Source organism: Veillonella magna DSM 19857 (assembly GCF_000428745.1).
In the GTDB taxonomy this organism is placed as follows: domain Bacteria; phylum Bacillota; class Negativicutes; order Veillonellales; family Veillonellaceae; genus Veillonella_A; species Veillonella_A magna.
Map to the genome: position 1 here is coordinate 107,082 of NZ_KE386795.1, position 18,096 is coordinate 125,177.

Below are 18,096 nucleotides of genomic sequence, written 5' to 3' on the forward strand. Positions count from 1 at the left end.
AATTGCTATATGCGAATGATAGACTGTTAATTTGTATTTAGCCGGAGCAGCTCTTCAGGGTAAGATATACCCTGAAGAGCTGTTTTTAGTTTTCTTACGGATTATAGAGGGACTACTTAATAAACGGAGCAATATGTTGTATAATAAATGGATGAATGTAGATACTGTATTTTATAATGCCTTGCAGTGGAGATGGCTACAAGCCGTAGTAGGAAGGAGTCAAGTATGCTTGAGTTGGCAAGAGAAGAATGCAATGGGTGTGGTGCCTGCTATAATGCCTGTCCGATGAATTGTATAACAATGGTCCCCGATGAACGAGGATTTTTATATCCTAACATCGATACGGCGGTGTGCATTTCTTGCGGTGCTTGCGAAGCAGCTTGCCCTCCGTTGACGCCGCTGATGACGTTAACATCCGAGTCTACAGTGTATTTGACCTGTTATGAGCATGAAGGATTTTTGGAACCGGCAGCAGGCGGTGCTATCTTTGCTATGTTGGCACGATATGTCATTGAGAAAGGAGGTACCGTATTCGGTGCTTCTTTTTCCCCGGATATGGAGTTGCGCCATCGCAGTGCTACCGAGTTAAATGATATTTTTAAATTGCAAGGGGTTAAGCTTTCGCAAAGTGATACAAAACATACTATGCGAGAGGCTAGAGATCTCCTTAATGATGGTAAATGGGTGTTATATGCAGGGACGCCTTGTCAGATAGAGGGATTCTTAGCCTTTTTGGGACGTGAATACGAAACGCTGATTACCATTGATTTCGTATGTTCCGGCGTCAGTTCGCCACGCTTGTTAGCGTACTACTTGGAAGGACTATACAAGGATTACGGTGAACCGGTTGTATCATTACGGGTTCGGGAGAAGTATAAAGGTTATAAAGAGCCGTATGTCAAAATATTCTGCAAGCCCAGTGTTAAGATTTTTGAATTAGCACAAAGAAATTCGTATGTACAATTATATGAGAAGGGCTATGGCTATCGGCCGTCTTGTCGGAGTTGTCAATTCCGTAAGCCGCATCATTTGTCTGACTTTACGATAAGTGATGCGTGGTCGGCGGTGGATGATAGTTTTGCCGCGGACAATCGAGGCTTGACTATCGTGCAACTTAATACGGAACAAGGCGATGCAGTTTGGAAAACGTGTCTGGATATTGTTGAAGATAATCGCCGCTTATTACGTGCCGTGCCGTATGACCTGGAAAAAGAAAAAGCTGTAAATGCCGGATTTACCTCAGATAAACAAGTGGATGAGGATATGGAAGAAGCTTTGTTCAACGATTTAAAAACGAAACGGTTCCGCAAGGCGGTTAAGGCGTATATAGAAGAACCTAAGAAAAGCTTTTGGAGTCGTTTGCTAGGGCGTTAAGCAAGAGCGGGATGAAGTAATTAAAAACCGAATAGGTGATATAGGAGGATTTTTTGTGTTAACTTATGCAAAGAAGCAATGGCGACAGGGTCGCGAAATTTACGGATATCATAGCTGGAGAGAAAAACGACGGATTTTTCTACATACGTTACGTTCCTATAAAAACTACAGCCAGTTGCAGGCGTTAAAAGCCTACTTTGATACCTACACGGCCTTTCCCGGTTTGCTGGAAGAACATGTGGGGATCTATGAAGTAATCAATCGTATCTTTTTATATAAAAACTCTACGGCAAAGGAACGTTTGCAGTGTATTATGGATCATTTTGATAGATTGCCTCAGTATTTTACGACAGAAGCCATTCGTCGGATGTACACTAACGACCAGTCGCAAGAAGTTGTGATTTGGAGTAATGAAGAGTTGGATTTGCGCGCTACGTTATGGTTTCACACGGGGCAACGCAAGGAAGGATTCCTAAGCTTATTCCTTTTTATGGGTGACCAAGGAATTTATCATATTAATTTCCGTCTCGGCTATGGCTATAAAAAGGAACCATGCATTTGGATTGGGACTATACAAGGTTACCGTGAAGGATTGGCGAATGCCAAAAAATTAACCAAAAAAATGTTTGGGTATCGTCCGAAAAATTTCATGTTCTTTTTATTACGGCAGCTGGCTACAAACATGGGAATACATTCGTTGTATGCCGTGTCGGACGAAGGATTTTATACAAATACACATTTGATTCGAGGAAATCGATCTAAAAAAGTTCGCTTTGATCCGTTTTGGGAAGAAATGGGGGGAACGGTGTGTCCTGAGGATGCTCGTTTCTATCGGATTCCCTTGGAGGAAGAGCGTAAAACCTATGAAACAGCTAAGACACATAAGCGTAATATGTATCGCAAACGTTATGAAATGCTAGATACTTTTATTGAAGAAATTGCAGCCTGTAGCAAAGAATATTTACGCAAATAGAATAGGGCTGGCAGTATGTTGAAAAAGAGGTGAAGTGCGATTATGAGATGTCCCTATTGTAAGCATGAAGACAGCCGTGTAACGGATTCACGGGCAACAGATGATGGCAAGAGTATTCGTCGTCGTCGGCAGTGTATGAGTTGCGGCCGTCGTTTTACAACATATGAATATATCGATCGTCCGCCATTGGCTGTGATTAAACGTAGCGGTGGTACGGAAATGTTTGATGCCAATAAATTATTACGGGGCATTAGTCGCTCTTGTAATAAGCGTGGCATTGACAGTGAAGTATTGGAAGGAATTGTAAAGTCCGTGGAAGAATCGCTTCGTAGCGAGGGTAAAATGGAAGTACCTACCGAACGTATTGGAGAATTGGTGTTGGATCAGTTGCGCGATATCGATCAAGTAGCCTATGTGCGTTTTGCGTCGGTATATCGCAAGTTTGATAATATTGACAGCTTCATGGATGAACTGGAGCAGCTGAAGAAACTTAGCAATAACAGACGCGGACGGCGTCAGCAAGGAGACAGTGATGATTGATTTACACTGTGATACGATTATGCAACTTATAAATCATCCCGATAAGGGAGATTTAATGAATAATTGTTGGAAAATAGATATAGAAAAATTAAAGCGCGGTGGCTACTATCTGCAGGACTTTGCTCTATTTGTGGAATTGGACCACGAAGCGGATCCTTATGCTCGCTATGAGGCCATGCGTCAGGTATTTGCAAAGCAGATGGAATTATACAGTCCTTATATTCGTCATGTGAAAAGCTATGATGAGTATGAAGCGTGTCGTCGTAATGGTGTACTCGGCGCATTGTTATCTGTAGAAGAAGGTGGCGTGTTCGGCGGTAGCTTGGAAAAATTAAAGAAGGCCTATGACGATGGTGTTCGCCTAATTACTATTAGTTGGAATTTTCCTAATGGGCTATCTTATCCTCATGGACCGGAATATGAGGGTAAAGGGCTTACCAAGACAGGAGTAGCTTTTGTAGAGTATATGGAAGAATTAGGGATTATGGTAGATTGTTCGCATCTAAATGCTGCGGGGATGTTCCAGCTTGTGGATATGATGAAAAAACCGTTAATTGCTTCACATTCCAACGCACGCGCCTTGACACCGCATACAAGAAATTTAACGGATGAACAGATTCGGAGTATAGCGGAAAAGGGTGGCGTTATCGGACTTAACTTTGCCCAGGCATTTTTGGGAGAGTCAAGGGTAAGTCAGATTCGAGATATGGTACGTCACACGATGCATATATATCAGGTAGGCGGCAGTGATGTGTTGGCACTGGGAACTGATTTCGATGGTATCAGACCGGACACGGAAATTGAAAATGCTGCGGATGTACCGCGGTTGTTTACGTCTTTAGCCGAAGCGGGATTACCGGAAGAGGCAATAGAAAAAATGGCATGGCGGAATGCTGAACGGGTTATGAAGGAGTGGCTGGCATGAACGAAGCAATACAAGTATTAATCGCACAGCGATTTAGTGATCATCTGGATGTTTTTGGACAGACGATGGAACAGATGGAGGTCATCAGTGATATAGCCGAGCGATGTCGGGCTGCCTTAACAGCAGGACAAAAAATATTGTTTTGCGGCAATGGCGGTTCCGCTGCCGATGCACAGCACCTAGCGGCAGAGTTGATCGGTAGATTTCAGAAAGAACGACGCTCCTTAGCTGCGGTAGCATTGACGACCGATACATCTATCCTGACAGCAGTGGCTAATGATTACGGCTATGAAGAAGTATTCGCTCGGCAAGTAGAAGGTTTGGGTCGTTCCGGCGATGTGCTGATTGGCATTTCCACCTCTGGCAACAGTAAAAATGTAGTAAAGGCTGTGGAAAAGGCCCGTGATATAGGCATGCATACAATTGCTTTCACCGGTGAAGGCGGTGGGAAATTATCGTCTTTGTGTGATATCACGTTAGCCGTGCCGTCTAAAGTTACGGCACGGATTCAGGAAATGCATATTTTGGTAGGCCATATTATATGCGAATTGGTGGAAGAGGATTATGGTAACGCAGACGATAAATGATTTTTTAACAACAAAGCTGCCGGAGCTTTCTATTGCCGTTATTGGCGATATCATGGTTGACAGATATGTGTTTGGCGATGTGGGGCGTATTTCGCCGGAAGCACCGGTACCGGTAAATCGAGTGACGGATATTCGTGAAGTACTAGGTGGCGCGGCTAATGTAGCATCCAATTTGGCAAATTTGGACTGCCATGTATTTTTAGCAGGCTTAGCCGGTAATGATGAACATAGTCCCTTATTACAGCGTCTTTTGAAAGAGAATGGTATTGATGATAGCGGTGTTCTTTACGAAGATAGTCGCCATACAACGACTAAAATGCGTATCTTAGGCGCACGGCAGCAAATGTTGCGCCTGGATTTTGAAGAACCGCGTGATATAGCTAAGGAAGAAGCGAAACATATTATTAGTTGGCTTGAGGAAAAAGCGAAGATGGGATTGGATGGTATTGTTATTTCCGACTATGGCAAAGGTGTATGTACCCCGCAAATGTTAGAAACAATCCTTTCCATCGCCAGAGAATATAATATTACCACTATCGTTGATCCAAAGGGAAATGATTGGACAAAATATAACGGAGCGACCTTTATTACTCCGAATGTAAAAGAGTTGTCGGAACGTGTAGGCTATGCAGTGGCTAATACAGATGAAGCTATCGTCAAGGCAGCTAAAAATGTATTGACCACGGTACAGCTTAATTATGTAGTGGCAACACGTTCTGCCAAAGGGATTACCGTTGTCGGTCGGACGGGTAAAATTTGGCATAGTCAGGCAACGCAGCAAGAAGTATTTGATGTAAGCGGTGCCGGTGATACGGTTGTGGCTATGATTATTACAGCAATTGCCGCAGGTCTTACTATGCGTGCTGCTTTACACGTAGCAAACGGTGCTGCCGGCATTGTTGTATCGAAGGTAGGCACCTATCCAATTCATCGTCGGGAACTGTTGGAGTTATGGCGCAACGTGCGTCAGCGGCGTCGACGTGCCGTTGATTTTTACAATCGGCACTCGATGGCACAACAGATTAGACAATGGCAAAATGATGGTGATACGGTAGTTTTTACTAATGGTTGTTTTGACATTCTTCACTGCGGACATATTTCGTATTTGGAAGCGGCTGCAAAATTGGGAGATCATCTGGTGGTGGCACTTAATTCCGATGCATCTGTAAAACGTTTGAAAGGTGAAGCACGACCTATCAATAATGAAACCGATCGCGCAACTATGATGCAGGCGTTGGGGTTTGTGTCCGGCGTGGTATTCTTTGATGAAGATACACCGGCGGAGCTCCTTAGTGAGTTAAGACCTAACATTTTAGTTAAAGGCGGTGACTATACGCCGGAGAATGTTATCGGCGGTGAATACGTAGATCGCGTAGAAATTTTACCATTTAAGGACGGATATTCTACGACAGGCATTATTGAGCGTATTAAAGCTTTGGTGAAGGAGGGAAAACTATGATACTAGTAACAGGCGGGGCCGGATTTATTGGCAGCAATATAGTAAAAGAATTAAATAATCGCGGCCGTAATGATATTTTGATTGTTGATGATTTAACAGACGGACGAAAAATCAGAAATTTGCAGATGTTGGATTTCTATGATTATGTGGATTGTCTTGATTTTGATGAAGCGGTTGCCAATGGGGCGCTAGATGTAGGCCCGCTAGAAGTTATTTTTCATCAAGGGGCCTGTGCGGATACAATGAATTATGACGGCCGCTATATGATGAAGAATAATTTTGAAGGAACGAAAAATTTATTCCATTTTGCCCAAGAGCATCGAATTCCGTTTATTTACGCATCATCTGCATCTACTTACGGTCATGGAAATAAAGGCTTCCGCGAGGAAGCAGCTTGTGAAGAAGCATTGAATCCTTATGCGTATTCTAAATTATTTTTCGACCGCTACGTTCGCCGATTTAAGGATTCCTTACAATCACAGGTGGTAGGATTACGGTATTTTAATGTTTTCGGCCCTAATGAAAATCACAAAGATAAGATGGCATCATTAGTACGTCAAATGTTTTATAAATTGCAAGAAACCGATGAAATAACTCTGTTTGAAGGCACGGATGGTTATGGTGACGGTGAACAGGTACGTGATTTTATTTATGTAAAGGACGTAGTTAATGTCAATTTGTTTTTCTGGGAACATCCGGAATTGAGCGGAATTTACAACTGCGGAACCGGTGAAGCAAAAAGCTTCAATCGATTCATGAAGGCGGTAATAGCCTATGCGGGTAAGGGTGCTATTCGTTATATTCCGTTCCCGGAGGTATTAAAGGGAAAATATCAAAGCTTTACAGAAGCAGATACGACCAAATTGTTGGCAGCCGGATATGATAAAGGCTTTACGCCACTGGAAGAAGCGGTAGCCGAATATTGCGAGTTATTGGATCATAATGAAGGATACCTGCGTTAGCGAACTGGTGTATAAACATTAGTGTAGTATGTGGGATGAAAGAGGGAGGACAGTCGTGAGAAAAACACTTTTTCTCGATCGTGACGGAATTATTAATGTAGATGTCCACTATTTACATCGCATTGAGGATATGAAATTTATACAGGGCGCAATAAAAGCGCTGAAGGTAGCGGTCGAGGCCGGTTATCAATTAATTGTTATTACCAATCAAAGTGGTGTGGCGCGGGGTTATTATACGGAAGACGATGTTAAAAACTTGCACCGGTATATGGGAGATCAACTGGCTGCTGCGGGAGCACCAATCACAGCATTCTATTATTGTCCACATCATGAAAAAGGAGTAGTACCGGCGTATACAAAATCTTGTGAATGCCGTAAGCCACGCCCCGGTTTAGTGTTACAGGCGGTGCGTGAGCATCAGGTGGATGTGGCGCACAGCTTTATGATTGGTGATAAACCTAGCGACGTTGCTACTGCTGAGGCGGCCGGTATGGACGGATACTTGTTTAAAGGTATCGATTTAGCGGATTTCTTGCTCCCCATTTTAGCGAAAAGAGGATACGATGAAAGCGTATAAACGAATTTTAATTATAAAAATGAGTTCTCTCGGTGATGTAATTCACGCATTACCCACATTGTATGCTATTCGCAAAAATTGGCCGGACGCTCATATTACGTGGGCAGTGCATGAACAATTCAGTCAAGTCTTGCCTGGCAAACCATGGATAGATGAAATTATATACATTGATAAAAAGAAACTCACATCCTTGCCGTATCTGTGGCAGTTGCGAAAAGAGTTACACCGTCGTAAGTTTGATATGTGTTTGGATTTACAATGTTTAGCAAAAAGCGCTTTGGTTGCTTGGTTGTCGGGAGCGAAGGAGCATTATGGCTATTGGGAATTGCGCGAAGGTAGCGGTTTGATTAATACAGCATTGGTAGGGCCTCATAAAATGGGGCATGTGATTGAGCGTTATCTGGATACCGTACGTGTCTTAGGAGGTACGGTAGATAAGGTAGAATTCCCATTGCGCCGAGATCCAAAAGAGGCTGATGCAGTAAATACACTGTTGCAGATGGACGGTATGCCGAAAGGCATGCCTTACATCGTTGTAGCTCCGGGGGCACGCTGGGCAGTTAAGGAGTGGCCTTCTGAGAATTATGGGCTTTTGTGTAAGCGCTGGGCAGAAAAAGGAATGTATACGGTGATTGTAGGTTCCTCGGCGGAAAAGGCAAAGGCCATGTCTATTAGGGATATCGCGGGTACAACGTATTGTATTGATATGACGGGGAAAACTACATTACAGGGACTAATAGAACTTATAGCCGGCGCCTCTATGTATGTGAGTGCCGACACGGGACCGTTACATATAGCCAATGCGCTGAAAGTTCCGTTGCTTGCTCTGTTTGGTCCCACTTCGCCGCAGAGAACGGGACCGTACGGCGGTGCACATGTGCATTGTCTTATTTCTCCTACCAGTAAAGCAACCCCGGAGCATCCCTTGGTAGATGATCCGGAATGTATAAAACAAATTACGGTAGATGATGTGTGGTCGATCTATGAGGAGGTGTCAAACCATGGAATTAAACCATAAGCGCATTGTCGTTACATTTTTGATGCATTTAGGCGATGTGATTTTGACGACCCCTTTTATGTATGTATTACGACAGGCTGCTCCGGATAGTCATATTACGTATGTAATGGATGAGAAACTTAAAGATGTTATGCTGTATAACCCGTACATCGATGAAATTATAACGGTTGATAAAAAGGGAAAGGATAACAGTATAGGGGCATTATACCGTATTGCGCGAAATATTCATTGCAAAGTGCAGCCGGATGTGGTGATTAATTTACATCCTAACGAGCGAACGTCCTTTTTGGCATGGGCCATCGGTGCTAAGAAAACCGTGGGGATGAGTCACTTTTTATTTCGTCTGTGGATGACAACGTATACACGATTAGATAGGCGTACGCGTCATGCGGCTGATATGTATATCAATGTGTTGGAGCAACTTAAGGTACCCATTGTGCCGAATAAGGGATTGCAGATTTTTAGTTGTCCGCAGTGGCAGTCTGCGGTAGATGATTTATATAAGGCCCAAGGAGTGTCTGCATCAGATACGCTAGTTGGTTTTAATGTAGGAAGCGCAGTGCCGGAAAAACGTTGGCCTAAGGAGCGCTTTGCAGCAATTGCCGATACATTGGCTGATGAAGGCTATGTACCGGTATTCTTCGGGGGACCTATGGACGAAGAAATGGTGTCGGAGGTAGTTGCCGGTATGTCGCATACACCGATTGTCATGACAGGTCGCTTGGGATTAGGGGAATTAGCGGAAGCGATTAAGCGTTGCCGTTTGTTCATTACCAATGATTCGGGGCCTATGCATGTAGCTGTCAGCCAACAAGTGCCGGTAGTGGCTTTGTATGGTCCGTCAAATCCTAAATTTTACGGGCCGTATACAACGAAGTGTATTGTTCTTGAATCAATGACAGACTATGAAATCGGCAAAAGTATGAAGCAGATTATACGCGAAGGAAAGTATAAAGGTCTTAGTGTTATATCTGAGGAGGCTGTTTTGGAGGCAGCGCATACTTTATTGCAGAAACAGGAATAGTAGGTAGATATGGAGTATGTAATATTTGATTTAGAGTGGAATCAGCCGTATGATAATGATATAAGCTTTATTAAGCGTACAGGTATGCCTTTGGCCGGTGAAATTATTCAAATCGGAGCGATTAAGTTAGATGCAAAATTTCATCATATAGATAGCTTTAATTGTATCGTGAAGCCAAAATATTTGAAGCGAATGCATTGTCATGTACAGCGATTAACTCATATCACAAATGAAGATTTGGCGTTGGGGACCGACTTTGTCACAGCATTTCGACGATTCGATGCATGGTGTGGTGATGATGTGGTGCTACTGACTTGGGGCGTAGATGATATTACGATGTTACGCGATAATTTGCGATTACATAAATTGCCGGGACAGTTGCGATTGCCATGGTATGATGCTCAATTGTTATATGCACACTTCATGCATGGTAATCAAGAGCAGGTGTCGTTGAAGCGGGCCATGGAAGAATTATCTATTTCTTTCGATGATTTAACGGCTCATGATGCATTGCATGATTCTATTTTTACCGGTCGTGTTTGTCAGCAAATACCATTGGCGGAGGGAATGGCGATTTACGATGAATTGACGCGTGAATCTACACATTCCGTGTACTTCCCGGATCCGTTGGCCTTCTTTATTTATGAAAACTTCGAAGATAAAGAAGAAGGGTTTCGGTTACCGAAGGTGCATCGCGTGTATTGTCCACACTGCCAGGAACCACTTCAGCTGCGACGCGTGGAGCGCATCGCCAGAGATAAGCAAATGACAATCGGTCACTGCAAAAAGCACGGTGATTTTGCCGTATTGTGGCGTGTCAGCAAATATATGGCACGACATAGATTACCGCGGTTTTATATTACAAAGACGATAACGGAAGCTCCGCCTTTTATGACGGCGCTATACGAAAAGAAAGCACATATAAACAAAGTAAAGTGGGAACGCTATTTGGCGCGTAAAGCGCAAATGGAGTCTCAAGGAAAGGAAGGATAGTATGGAACGTAAATATGCATGGCATGAATATAACGAACAGGATATGAAGGCGCTTAACACATTATGCGATGAATATATGGCCTTTCTTGATGCAGGCAAAACGGAACGGGAATGTGTACAGCAGTCCGTAGCATTGGCAGAAGCCAAAGGATATCGTAATTTAAAAGAGGTATTGGCAAAGGGAGACACCATTAAAGCAGGTGATAAACTGTATGCGGTGCAGATGAAAAAAGCAGTAGCTCTTTTTAATATCGGAACGGAGCCGATTGAAGACGGCATGAATATTTTAGGGGCTCACATTGATTCACCTCGCCTTGATGTAAAACAAAATCCTTTTTACGAAGATAGCAATTTAGCTTTTTTTGATACCCATTACTACGGTGGCATAAAAAAATATCATTGGGTAGCTATGCCCTTAGCCTTACATGGGGTGGTTGTCAAGAAAGATGGTACGGTAATTCCGATTTCCATTGGGGAAAAAGAAACAGATCCGGTATTCTGCGTAACGGATTTGTTACCACATTTAGGTCAGGAGCAAATGGAAAAGAAAGCGGCCAAGGTGATTGAAGGAGAAGCATTGGATTTGCTTATTGGCAGTCGTCCGGTAAAGGGAGAGTTGAAAGAAGGCGTAACCAAGTTCTTGCAGGATGTATTCACTAACGAATATGGTTTTGAAGAGGAAGATTTATTGTCAGCAGAATTGGAAATTGTACCGGCCGGTAAAGCTCGGGAAATGGGTTTCGATCGTAGTATGATTATCGCCTATGGTCAAGACGATCGCGTATGTGCATACACTTCTTTAGCGGCTATGCTGGAAGTTGATACGGTAGCGCGCACTAGTTGCACCTTGTTGGTGGATAAAGAAGAGATCGGTTCTGTTGGGGCGACAGGAATGCAGTCACGATTCTTTGAAAACATCGTAGCTGAATTATTGGAAGGCATGGGTATAACCTCGCCACTGGCCGTACGCCGTGCATTGGAAAACAGTCGTATGCTTTCTTCCGATGTAAGTGCCGGTTATGACCCGTTGTATGCATCTGCCTTTGAAAAGAAAAATGCGGCATTTCTCGGTAAGGGTGTTGTATTTAATAAGTTCACCGGAGCACGCGGTAAATCCGGCTCTAATGATGCCAATGCAGAATATATGAGTTTGGTACGTCGTATTATGGACGATAATAAAGTTACCTTCCAGACAGCCGAATTAGGCCGTGTTGATCTTGGCGGTGGCGGCACTATTGCGTACATCATGGCATTATACGGAATGAATGTTATCGATTGCGGCGTAGCTGTATTGAGCATGCATGCGCCGTGGGAAGTAACAAGTAAAGCCGACATTTATGAAGCTAAAAAATGCTATGTGGCCTTTTTACAAGCAGCCGGAAAGGAGTCGGTATTAAATGACCTCTGCAAATAATTTTGCCGGTGCGCCGTTAGCGGTAAACCCTGACAGTCATGATGGACGGAAGCATAAGACAGTACATATTGATATATTTGATATTCCGGCGGATGAAGCGGAACAATTTTTAAAGGATCGCGATTTTTGTATTCGCGAGGCTACAAAAGTAATGGAACCGTATTGCGAACACGTCGCCGTTGATTGTTTAGACCCTGATGAAGGACAGGCCGTCGTAGGGTATTACCATACAGGTGAGGTTTTGATGAGCGTTGTTTTGGATCCTTTCGAAATTCCCGTTATGAAGGTAGCCTATGAAAGAGGTAAATTGAAAGAATATATCTTGGCTGCCAATGGGCTGACGGAAGATATGATGGTAGAATTGTCTAAGAAGGAATCATAGTTCTTAGCGCATAAGAAAAGGAGAGATTGTATGCTGTTTATCGAGTATCCTAAGTGCACTACTTGCCGTAAAGCAAAAAAGTATTTAGTGGATAAAGGAATCAACTTTACGGCGCGAGATATAAAGGAAGATAATCCGACTGAGGCGGAAATACGGGAATGGCAACCTAAAAGTGGTAAGGAGTTAAAAGCGTTCTTTAATACATCCGGACAGATATATCGCAGTGAACAGCTGAAAGATAGATTGCCGTCTATGAATGAAGAAGAAAAAATTTCTTTATTGGCAGCTAATGGCATGTTGGTGAAGCGTCCGATATTGGTGTTGCCCGATACTGTGCTAGTTGGGTTTAAAGAGGCCGAATGGGAAGCGGCGTTAGTTAGAAACGGACTATTGAAATAGTTGGAGAAACACGCTATAATAAACTCAATCTATCCGTGATGGACGGATATTTGTAGCATAGTAGAAGGGAGTAGTTTCGCATGTGGAAGAAACGAATTGTAGGTGCCATAGCAACACTTATGGCAGTAGGACTCATTGCAGGATGTGGCGGGAGCCAGGGAACGACGAGCGGAGATAAACAGTATAAGGTCGGTGTGGTGCAGTTGGTAGAACATCCGGCACTGGATGCGGCCAACAAAGGGTTCGTTGATGGTTTGAAATCAAAAGGCTTCGATAAGAATGTAGTATTGGATCAGCAAAATGCACAGGCCGATCAGTCTAATTTGAATAGTATTGCACAGCGATTTGTATCGGATAAGAAGGACTTAGTATTGGCTATTGCTACGCCGGCAGCACAGGCGATGGCTAATGCTACAAAGGATATTCCTATATTGGGTACGGCGATTACCGATTATAAAACGGCAAAGCTCGTTCAATCCGATGAAAAACCGGGTACGAATGTAAGTGGTACTACGGATATGAATCCGATTGAACAACAGGTAGACCTGATTATTAAATTGGTGCCTAATTTAAAAACACTGGGTACTATTTATACAGCTAGCGAAGTGAATTCGCAATTGCAGGTAGAAAAGATGAAGGCCTATGCAGCTACGAAAGGGATTACTGTGGTAGAAGCTACGGTGTCTAATGTAAACGATATTCAGCAGGCAGCACAAAATCTTGCGTCGCAAGGCGTACAGGCCATTTACATACCAACGGACAATGTGGTAGCCTCGGCATTTGCCAATGTAGTTAAAATCACTGATGCAGCAAAAATCCCTGTATTCCCGGCAGAAGAAAACATGGTTAAGGCCGGTGGGGTAGCTATTTATTCGGTAGATTATTATAAACTGGGCTTCCAGACCGGTGTGATGGCAGCTAAACTGCTATCCGGGGAAGCAAAGATTTCGGATATGCCAATCGAACGTCAGAAAGAAATGAAGCTAGTTATTAACAAGGAAGAAGCGGCAAAGCTGGGTATTGCTATTCCGGCTGATTTGGCGCAGGAAGTGAAGTAGGTTTGTAACAAGCAGGAAAAGGGCATCTGATGCCCTTTTCTTTTTTAACCGGGAGGAAATTATGACAGATTTAATTATTGCCACATTGGGGCAGGGATTGTTGTGGTCCCTCTTAGCCATTGGTGTATTTATAACATTCCGCGTACTTGATATTGCTGATTTGACGGTAGAAGGAAGTTTTCCTTTAGGAGCAGCCATTTCGGCTACGCTTATCGTTGAAGGCGTAGATCCCGTGGTATCAATTTTAGCCGCTGCCATCGGGGGAATGATTGCCGGTGCTGTTACGGGATGGATTCATACAAAATTAAAGATTCCCGCATTGTTGGCAGGGATTTTAACGATGATTGCCCTATATTCTATTAACTTACGTGTTATGGGTAAAGCCAATGTATCCTTATTGCGAATGGACACCATTTATACGTTCTTTGAAAAGCTGAGCTTCATGCACACATGGGCATTGGCGTTGGTAGGTTTATTGGTAGCTGTTGTTACCTGCGTTGTATTGTTCTGGTTCTTCGGCACGGAAATAGGAGCTTGTCTGCGAGCAACCGGCGTAAATCCTCAAATGATTCGTGCGCAGGGGGTTAATACCGATACCATGATTGTGTTAGGCCTTCTTCTTTCCAACGGTTTTGTCGCTGTTTCCGGTGCTTTAATTGCACAGGGGAATGGCTTTGCCGATGTCGGTATGGGGGTAGGTACCATCGTAATCGGCTTGGCATCGGTAATTATTGGTGAGGTTCTTTTTGGAACCCGTTCTTTCGTATCGAACCTGATTTCCGTTGTACTGGGTTCTATCGTGTATCGTATTGTTATTGCCGTAGTGTTGTATCTCGGTATGCCACCAAATGATTTGAAATTATTTACAGCTGTATTGGTAGCTATTGCCTTGTCGTTACCGACATTGAAGGCAAAATGGCAGAGTCGCTAAGGAGGGGTACCATGCTAGAACTTACGGGAATTGTGAAAACCTTTTTTAAAGGGACGGTAAATGAAAAAACGGCGCTCCGCGGTGTGGATTTGCGATTGGAAAGCGGTGATTTTACGACGGTTATCGGCGGTAACGGGGCAGGTAAGAGTACGTTACTGAATTCCATTGCAGGTGTATTCCCTGTGGATGAAGGAAAAATTGTTATTAATGATACGGATGTAACAAAGATGCCGGAATATAAACGGGCTGCTTTTATCGGGCGTGTATTTCAGGATCCTATGCTGGGGACGGCAGGTAATATGCAAATAGAAGAAAATTTATTGCTAGCCTTACGCCGCGGTAAACGCATGGGTTTGAAATGGGCCTTTGTACCTAAAGAACGAGAATTTTTCAAAGAACGATTATCTTTGCTTGGCTTGGGTCTGGAAGATCGACTGACAGCGCGTATGGGATTGCTTAGCGGTGGTCAGCGTCAATCGATTACGTTGTTAATGGCGACGATGATGCGTCCTGATTTATTGTTGTTGGACGAACACACGGCAGCGCTGGATCCTAAAACAGCAGCTAATGTATTAACCTTAACGGAACAACTGGTTGAGGAACATAAGTTAACGACATTGATGATTACGCATAACATGCGCGATGCACTTCGTTACGGGAATCGCCTTATTATGATGGATAACGGAAAAATCATTTTTGATGTTCGTGATGAAGAAAAGAAAAAACTCACCGTCAAAGATTTATTGGAACGTTTCGAGGTAGCCGGCGAAGGAGGCCTAAGCGACCGTATGATGTTGGGATAACCTCTTTACAGCAATACGGATATAGTGTATACTGACATAGGTCACCGATGAGAGTGGCTAACGCAGGCGAAGTAACCGACTTCTCCGACGACTACTTCAGCTTTGCGAGGTTATGATAATTAAGGAGGATACAGAAATGTTAACTACTGAAGCAAAACAGGCAATCATTAAAGAATTTGCAGTTCATGAAGGCGACACCGGATCTCCGGAAGTACAGATTGCAATCTTGACTAATCGCATCACTTACTTGACGGAACACTTGAAAGAACACAAGAAAGACCATCATTCCCGTCGTGGTTTGTTGAAATTGGTTGGTCAGCGCCGTAACATGCTCGACTACCTTCGTCGCAAGGATATCGAACGTTACCGTGCAATCCTTGAAAAATTGAACCTTCGCAAATAATTTATTTGCTGATACGTATAGGAGTGGCTATGGCCACTCCTATTTTTGTAGATAAATAAATTGCCTTTTTCGGCTATTTCCTTTAGAATAGTAGGGAAATCTAAAAATGTTTATAGTTATAAGAAAGCGACACAGGTCTTTACGATTTGTTGGATGTCGCCAGAGGAGGAATCGGAATGGAACAATTCCAAATGGAATTAGCCGGTCGTACCCTAACGATTGAAACGGGGGAGTTGGCTAAGCAAGCAAGCGGTGCCGCATTGGTTCGCTATGGTGATACGGTAGTATTAGTGACGGCTACAGGATCTAAAGAAGCTAAGGATATTGACTTTTTCCCGCTGACTGTTGATTATGAAGAAAAAATGTACGCCGTTGGCCGTATTCCGGGAGGCTTTGTAAAACGTGAAGGACGTCCTCCGGAAACAGCTATTTTACACAGTCGTTTAATTGACCGTCCGATTCGTCCTCTTTTTGATAAAGGATGCCGCAATGAGGTACATGTAGTGGCAACGGTATTATCTGTTGACCAAGATAACGCACCGGAAATTTGCGGTATGATTGGTGCTTCGGCGGCACTGGCTATTTCCGATATCCCGTGGGCAGGTCCGATTGCGGGTGTACGTATGGGGCGTGTAAACGGTGAGTTTGTTGTTAACCCAACGGTAGCACAATTGGAAGAAAGTGATCTCAATGTTGTTGTAGCCGGTACAAAGGATGCTATTCTGATGGTTGAAGGCGGTGCTCAGGAGGTACCGGAAGAAGTACTGCTGGAAGTTATCATGACTGCACACGAAGAAATCAAGCGTATCGTAGCATTCCAAGAAGACATGGTAGCTAAGGTAGGCAAGGAAAAGCGCGTGTTTCCTGTTCATGAAATTGATGAAGAAGTATCAAAGGCCGTACATGAATATGCACATGATGCTTTGGATAAAGCGGTTCGCTGTGCAGATAAACAGCAGCGTGACGCGCAGCAGGAAGCTGTGTTTGCTGAGGTGTTGGCTCATTTCGAAGAAATTTATCCGGAACAGATGCAAGATGTGTCCATGACATTAGAAAAAATGGTGAAGGAAATTGTTCGCCATATGATTACCGTAGAAAAAATTCGTCCGGATGGTCGTAAATTGGATGAAGTGCGTCCGATTTCTGTACGCGTTGGGGTATTACCGCGCACACATGGTTCCGGATTGTTTACGCGTGGACAAACACAGGTATTGAATATCTGTACGTTAGCACCATTATCTGAAAAGCAAACAATCGATGGTATTGGTATCGAAACGGAAAAACGTTATATCCATCATTATAACTTCCCGTCTTATTCGGTAGGGGAAACAAAATCATCTCGCGGCCCGGGACGTCGTGAAATTGGTCACGGGGCTTTGGCAGAACGTGCTTTGGTGCCTGTTATTCCGTCGGAAGAAGAATTTCCGTATGCCCTCCGCTTGGTATCTGAAGTGTTAGAATCTAATGGCTCCAGCTCTATGGCCAGTGTATGCGGCAGTACCTTATCCTTGATGGATGCCGGTGTACCGATTAAAGCCCCGGTAGCAGGGGTTGCTATGGGACTTGTAACCCAAGGTGAACATTACACCATTTTGACGGATATTCAGGGCATGGAAGATGCACTGGGTGACATGGACTTTAAAGTAGCCGGTACGACAAAAGGTGTTACGGCAATTCAGATGGATATCAAGATTTCCGGTTTGTCCCGTGAAATACTCAGTGAAGCATTACAGCAGGCTCACAAAGGACGCATGCATATTATGGGCAAGATGATGGAAGTCATTGATGCTCCTCGTGGCGAAATGTCTCAGTGGGCACCGCGTATTATCACGATTCATATCGATCCGGATAAGATTCGCGATGTAATCGGTCAAGGTGGTAAAGTAATTCGCGGAATCATTGAAGAAACTGGCACGAAGATTGATATCGAAGATGATGGTACTGTATACATTGCTTCCGTGGAAGCTGCCGGTGCCAACCGTGCTATCGAAATTATTACCAGCCTGACAAAGGAGCCTGAAGTAGGTGAAGTGTACATGGGTAAGGTAACACGTCTGATGAACTTCGGTGCTTTCGTAGAAATTTTGCCGGGTAAAGAAGGATTGGTACATATTTCTAAGCTCGCTAAAGAACGTGTGGAAAAAGTAGAAGACGTAGTTAATGTAGGCGATGAAATTATGGTTAAGGTTATTGAAATCGACAAACAGGGCCGCATTAACTTGTCTCGCAAAGACTGCTTAAAATAAAAATCATGACAACCCGTTGTGGTTATAT

General features: G+C 43.7%; 19 protein-coding genes. All 19 read left to right on the top strand.

Annotated elements, in window-relative coordinates; translation table 11 throughout:
- Positions 1 to 225 precede the first annotated feature (225 nt).
- A complete protein-coding gene (locus G344_RS11530) occupies positions 226 to 1,374 on the top strand; it encodes a Coenzyme F420 hydrogenase/dehydrogenase, beta subunit C-terminal domain (protein ID WP_051245862.1) in 1,149 nt (382 codons plus the stop codon).
- Between the two features lie 55 nt (positions 1,375 to 1,429).
- Positions 1,430 to 2,347 (top strand): VirK/YbjX family protein, encoded by a 918-nt coding sequence (locus G344_RS0107430; RefSeq protein ID WP_028255641.1) that lies wholly within the window; start codon positions 1,430 to 1,432, stop codon positions 2,345 to 2,347.
- A gap of 42 nt (positions 2,348 to 2,389) precedes the next feature.
- On the top strand, positions 2,390 to 2,887 hold the full coding sequence (gene nrdR, locus G344_RS0107435; RefSeq protein ID WP_028255642.1) for a transcriptional regulator NrdR: 498 nt from the start codon (positions 2,390 to 2,392) through the stop codon (positions 2,885 to 2,887).
- Positions 2,880 to 3,812: a dipeptidase gene (locus G344_RS0107440; protein ID WP_028255643.1), complete on the top strand. Its 933-nt coding sequence runs from the start codon at positions 2,880 to 2,882 to the stop codon at positions 3,810 to 3,812. Before nrdR ends, G344_RS0107440 begins: the two co-directional genes overlap by 8 nt.
- A complete protein-coding gene (gene gmhA, locus G344_RS0107445; RefSeq protein WP_028255644.1) occupies positions 3,809 to 4,399 on the top strand; it encodes a D-sedoheptulose 7-phosphate isomerase in 591 nt (196 codons plus the stop codon). The genes G344_RS0107440 and gmhA overlap by 4 nt, the downstream gene beginning before the upstream one ends.
- Entirely contained in the window at positions 4,377 to 5,858 is a 1,482-nt protein-coding gene (gene rfaE1, locus G344_RS0107450; RefSeq protein ID WP_028255645.1) for a D-glycero-beta-D-manno-heptose-7-phosphate kinase, read from the top strand. The genes gmhA and rfaE1 overlap by 23 nt, the downstream gene beginning before the upstream one ends.
- Positions 5,855 to 6,820, top strand: coding sequence for an ADP-glyceromanno-heptose 6-epimerase (gene rfaD / locus G344_RS0107455; protein WP_028255646.1), 966 nt, complete (start codon positions 5,855 to 5,857; stop codon positions 6,818 to 6,820). Before rfaE1 ends, rfaD begins: the two co-directional genes overlap by 4 nt.
- A gap of 55 nt (positions 6,821 to 6,875) precedes the next feature.
- Positions 6,876 to 7,397 carry a D-glycero-alpha-D-manno-heptose-1,7-bisphosphate 7-phosphatase gene (locus G344_RS0107460; protein ID WP_028255647.1) on the top strand — a complete coding sequence of 174 codons (522 nt, stop codon included), beginning with the start codon at positions 6,876 to 6,878 and terminating at the stop codon, positions 7,395 to 7,397.
- A complete protein-coding gene (locus tag G344_RS0107465) occupies positions 7,384 to 8,415 on the top strand; it encodes a glycosyltransferase family 9 protein (protein WP_028255648.1) in 1,032 nt (343 codons plus the stop codon). The genes G344_RS0107460 and G344_RS0107465 overlap by 14 nt, the downstream gene beginning before the upstream one ends.
- The gene (locus G344_RS0107470) at positions 8,399 to 9,439 is read left to right on the top strand and encodes a glycosyltransferase family 9 protein (RefSeq protein ID WP_028255649.1); all 1,041 of its coding nucleotides are present in this window, start codon (positions 8,399 to 8,401) and stop codon (positions 9,437 to 9,439) included. The genes G344_RS0107465 and G344_RS0107470 overlap by 17 nt, the downstream gene beginning before the upstream one ends.
- Positions 9,440 to 9,448: 9 nt before the next feature.
- Positions 9,449 to 10,432, top strand: a complete 984-nt coding sequence (locus tag G344_RS0107475) for a 3'-5' exonuclease (protein WP_028255650.1) — start codon at positions 9,449 to 9,451, stop codon at positions 10,430 to 10,432.
- 1 nt (position 10,433) lies between these two features.
- Entirely contained in the window at positions 10,434 to 11,846 is a 1,413-nt protein-coding gene (locus G344_RS0107480; RefSeq protein ID WP_028255651.1) for an aminopeptidase, read from the top strand.
- On the top strand, positions 11,830 to 12,228 hold the full coding sequence (locus tag G344_RS11025; protein ID WP_244869509.1) for a hypothetical protein: 399 nt from the start codon (positions 11,830 to 11,832) through the stop codon (positions 12,226 to 12,228). Before G344_RS0107480 ends, G344_RS11025 begins: the two co-directional genes overlap by 17 nt.
- A 30-nt stretch (positions 12,229 to 12,258) precedes the next feature.
- The gene (locus G344_RS0107490; protein WP_028255652.1) at positions 12,259 to 12,627 is read left to right on the top strand and encodes an arsenate reductase family protein; all 369 of its coding nucleotides are present in this window, start codon (positions 12,259 to 12,261) and stop codon (positions 12,625 to 12,627) included.
- 119 nt (positions 12,628 to 12,746) lie between these two features.
- Positions 12,747 to 13,685 (top strand): ABC transporter substrate binding protein, encoded by a 939-nt coding sequence (locus G344_RS0107495; protein WP_407448694.1) that lies wholly within the window; start codon positions 12,747 to 12,749, stop codon positions 13,683 to 13,685.
- A gap of 61 nt (positions 13,686 to 13,746) precedes the next feature.
- Positions 13,747 to 14,616, top strand: coding sequence for an ABC transporter permease (locus tag G344_RS0107500; protein WP_028255654.1), 870 nt, complete (start codon positions 13,747 to 13,749; stop codon positions 14,614 to 14,616).
- 11 nt (positions 14,617 to 14,627) lie between these two features.
- Positions 14,628 to 15,419 carry an ABC transporter ATP-binding protein gene (locus G344_RS0107505; protein WP_028255655.1) on the top strand — a complete coding sequence of 264 codons (792 nt, stop codon included), beginning with the start codon at positions 14,628 to 14,630 and terminating at the stop codon, positions 15,417 to 15,419.
- A 136-nt stretch (positions 15,420 to 15,555) separates the two neighbouring features.
- Positions 15,556 to 15,822, top strand: coding sequence for a 30S ribosomal protein S15 (gene rpsO, locus G344_RS0107510; protein WP_028255656.1), 267 nt, complete (start codon positions 15,556 to 15,558; stop codon positions 15,820 to 15,822).
- A 176-nt stretch (positions 15,823 to 15,998) separates the two neighbouring features.
- Positions 15,999 to 18,068, top strand: coding sequence for a polyribonucleotide nucleotidyltransferase (locus G344_RS0107515; RefSeq protein ID WP_028255657.1), 2,070 nt, complete (start codon positions 15,999 to 16,001; stop codon positions 18,066 to 18,068).
- Positions 18,069 to 18,096 lie beyond the last annotated feature (28 nt).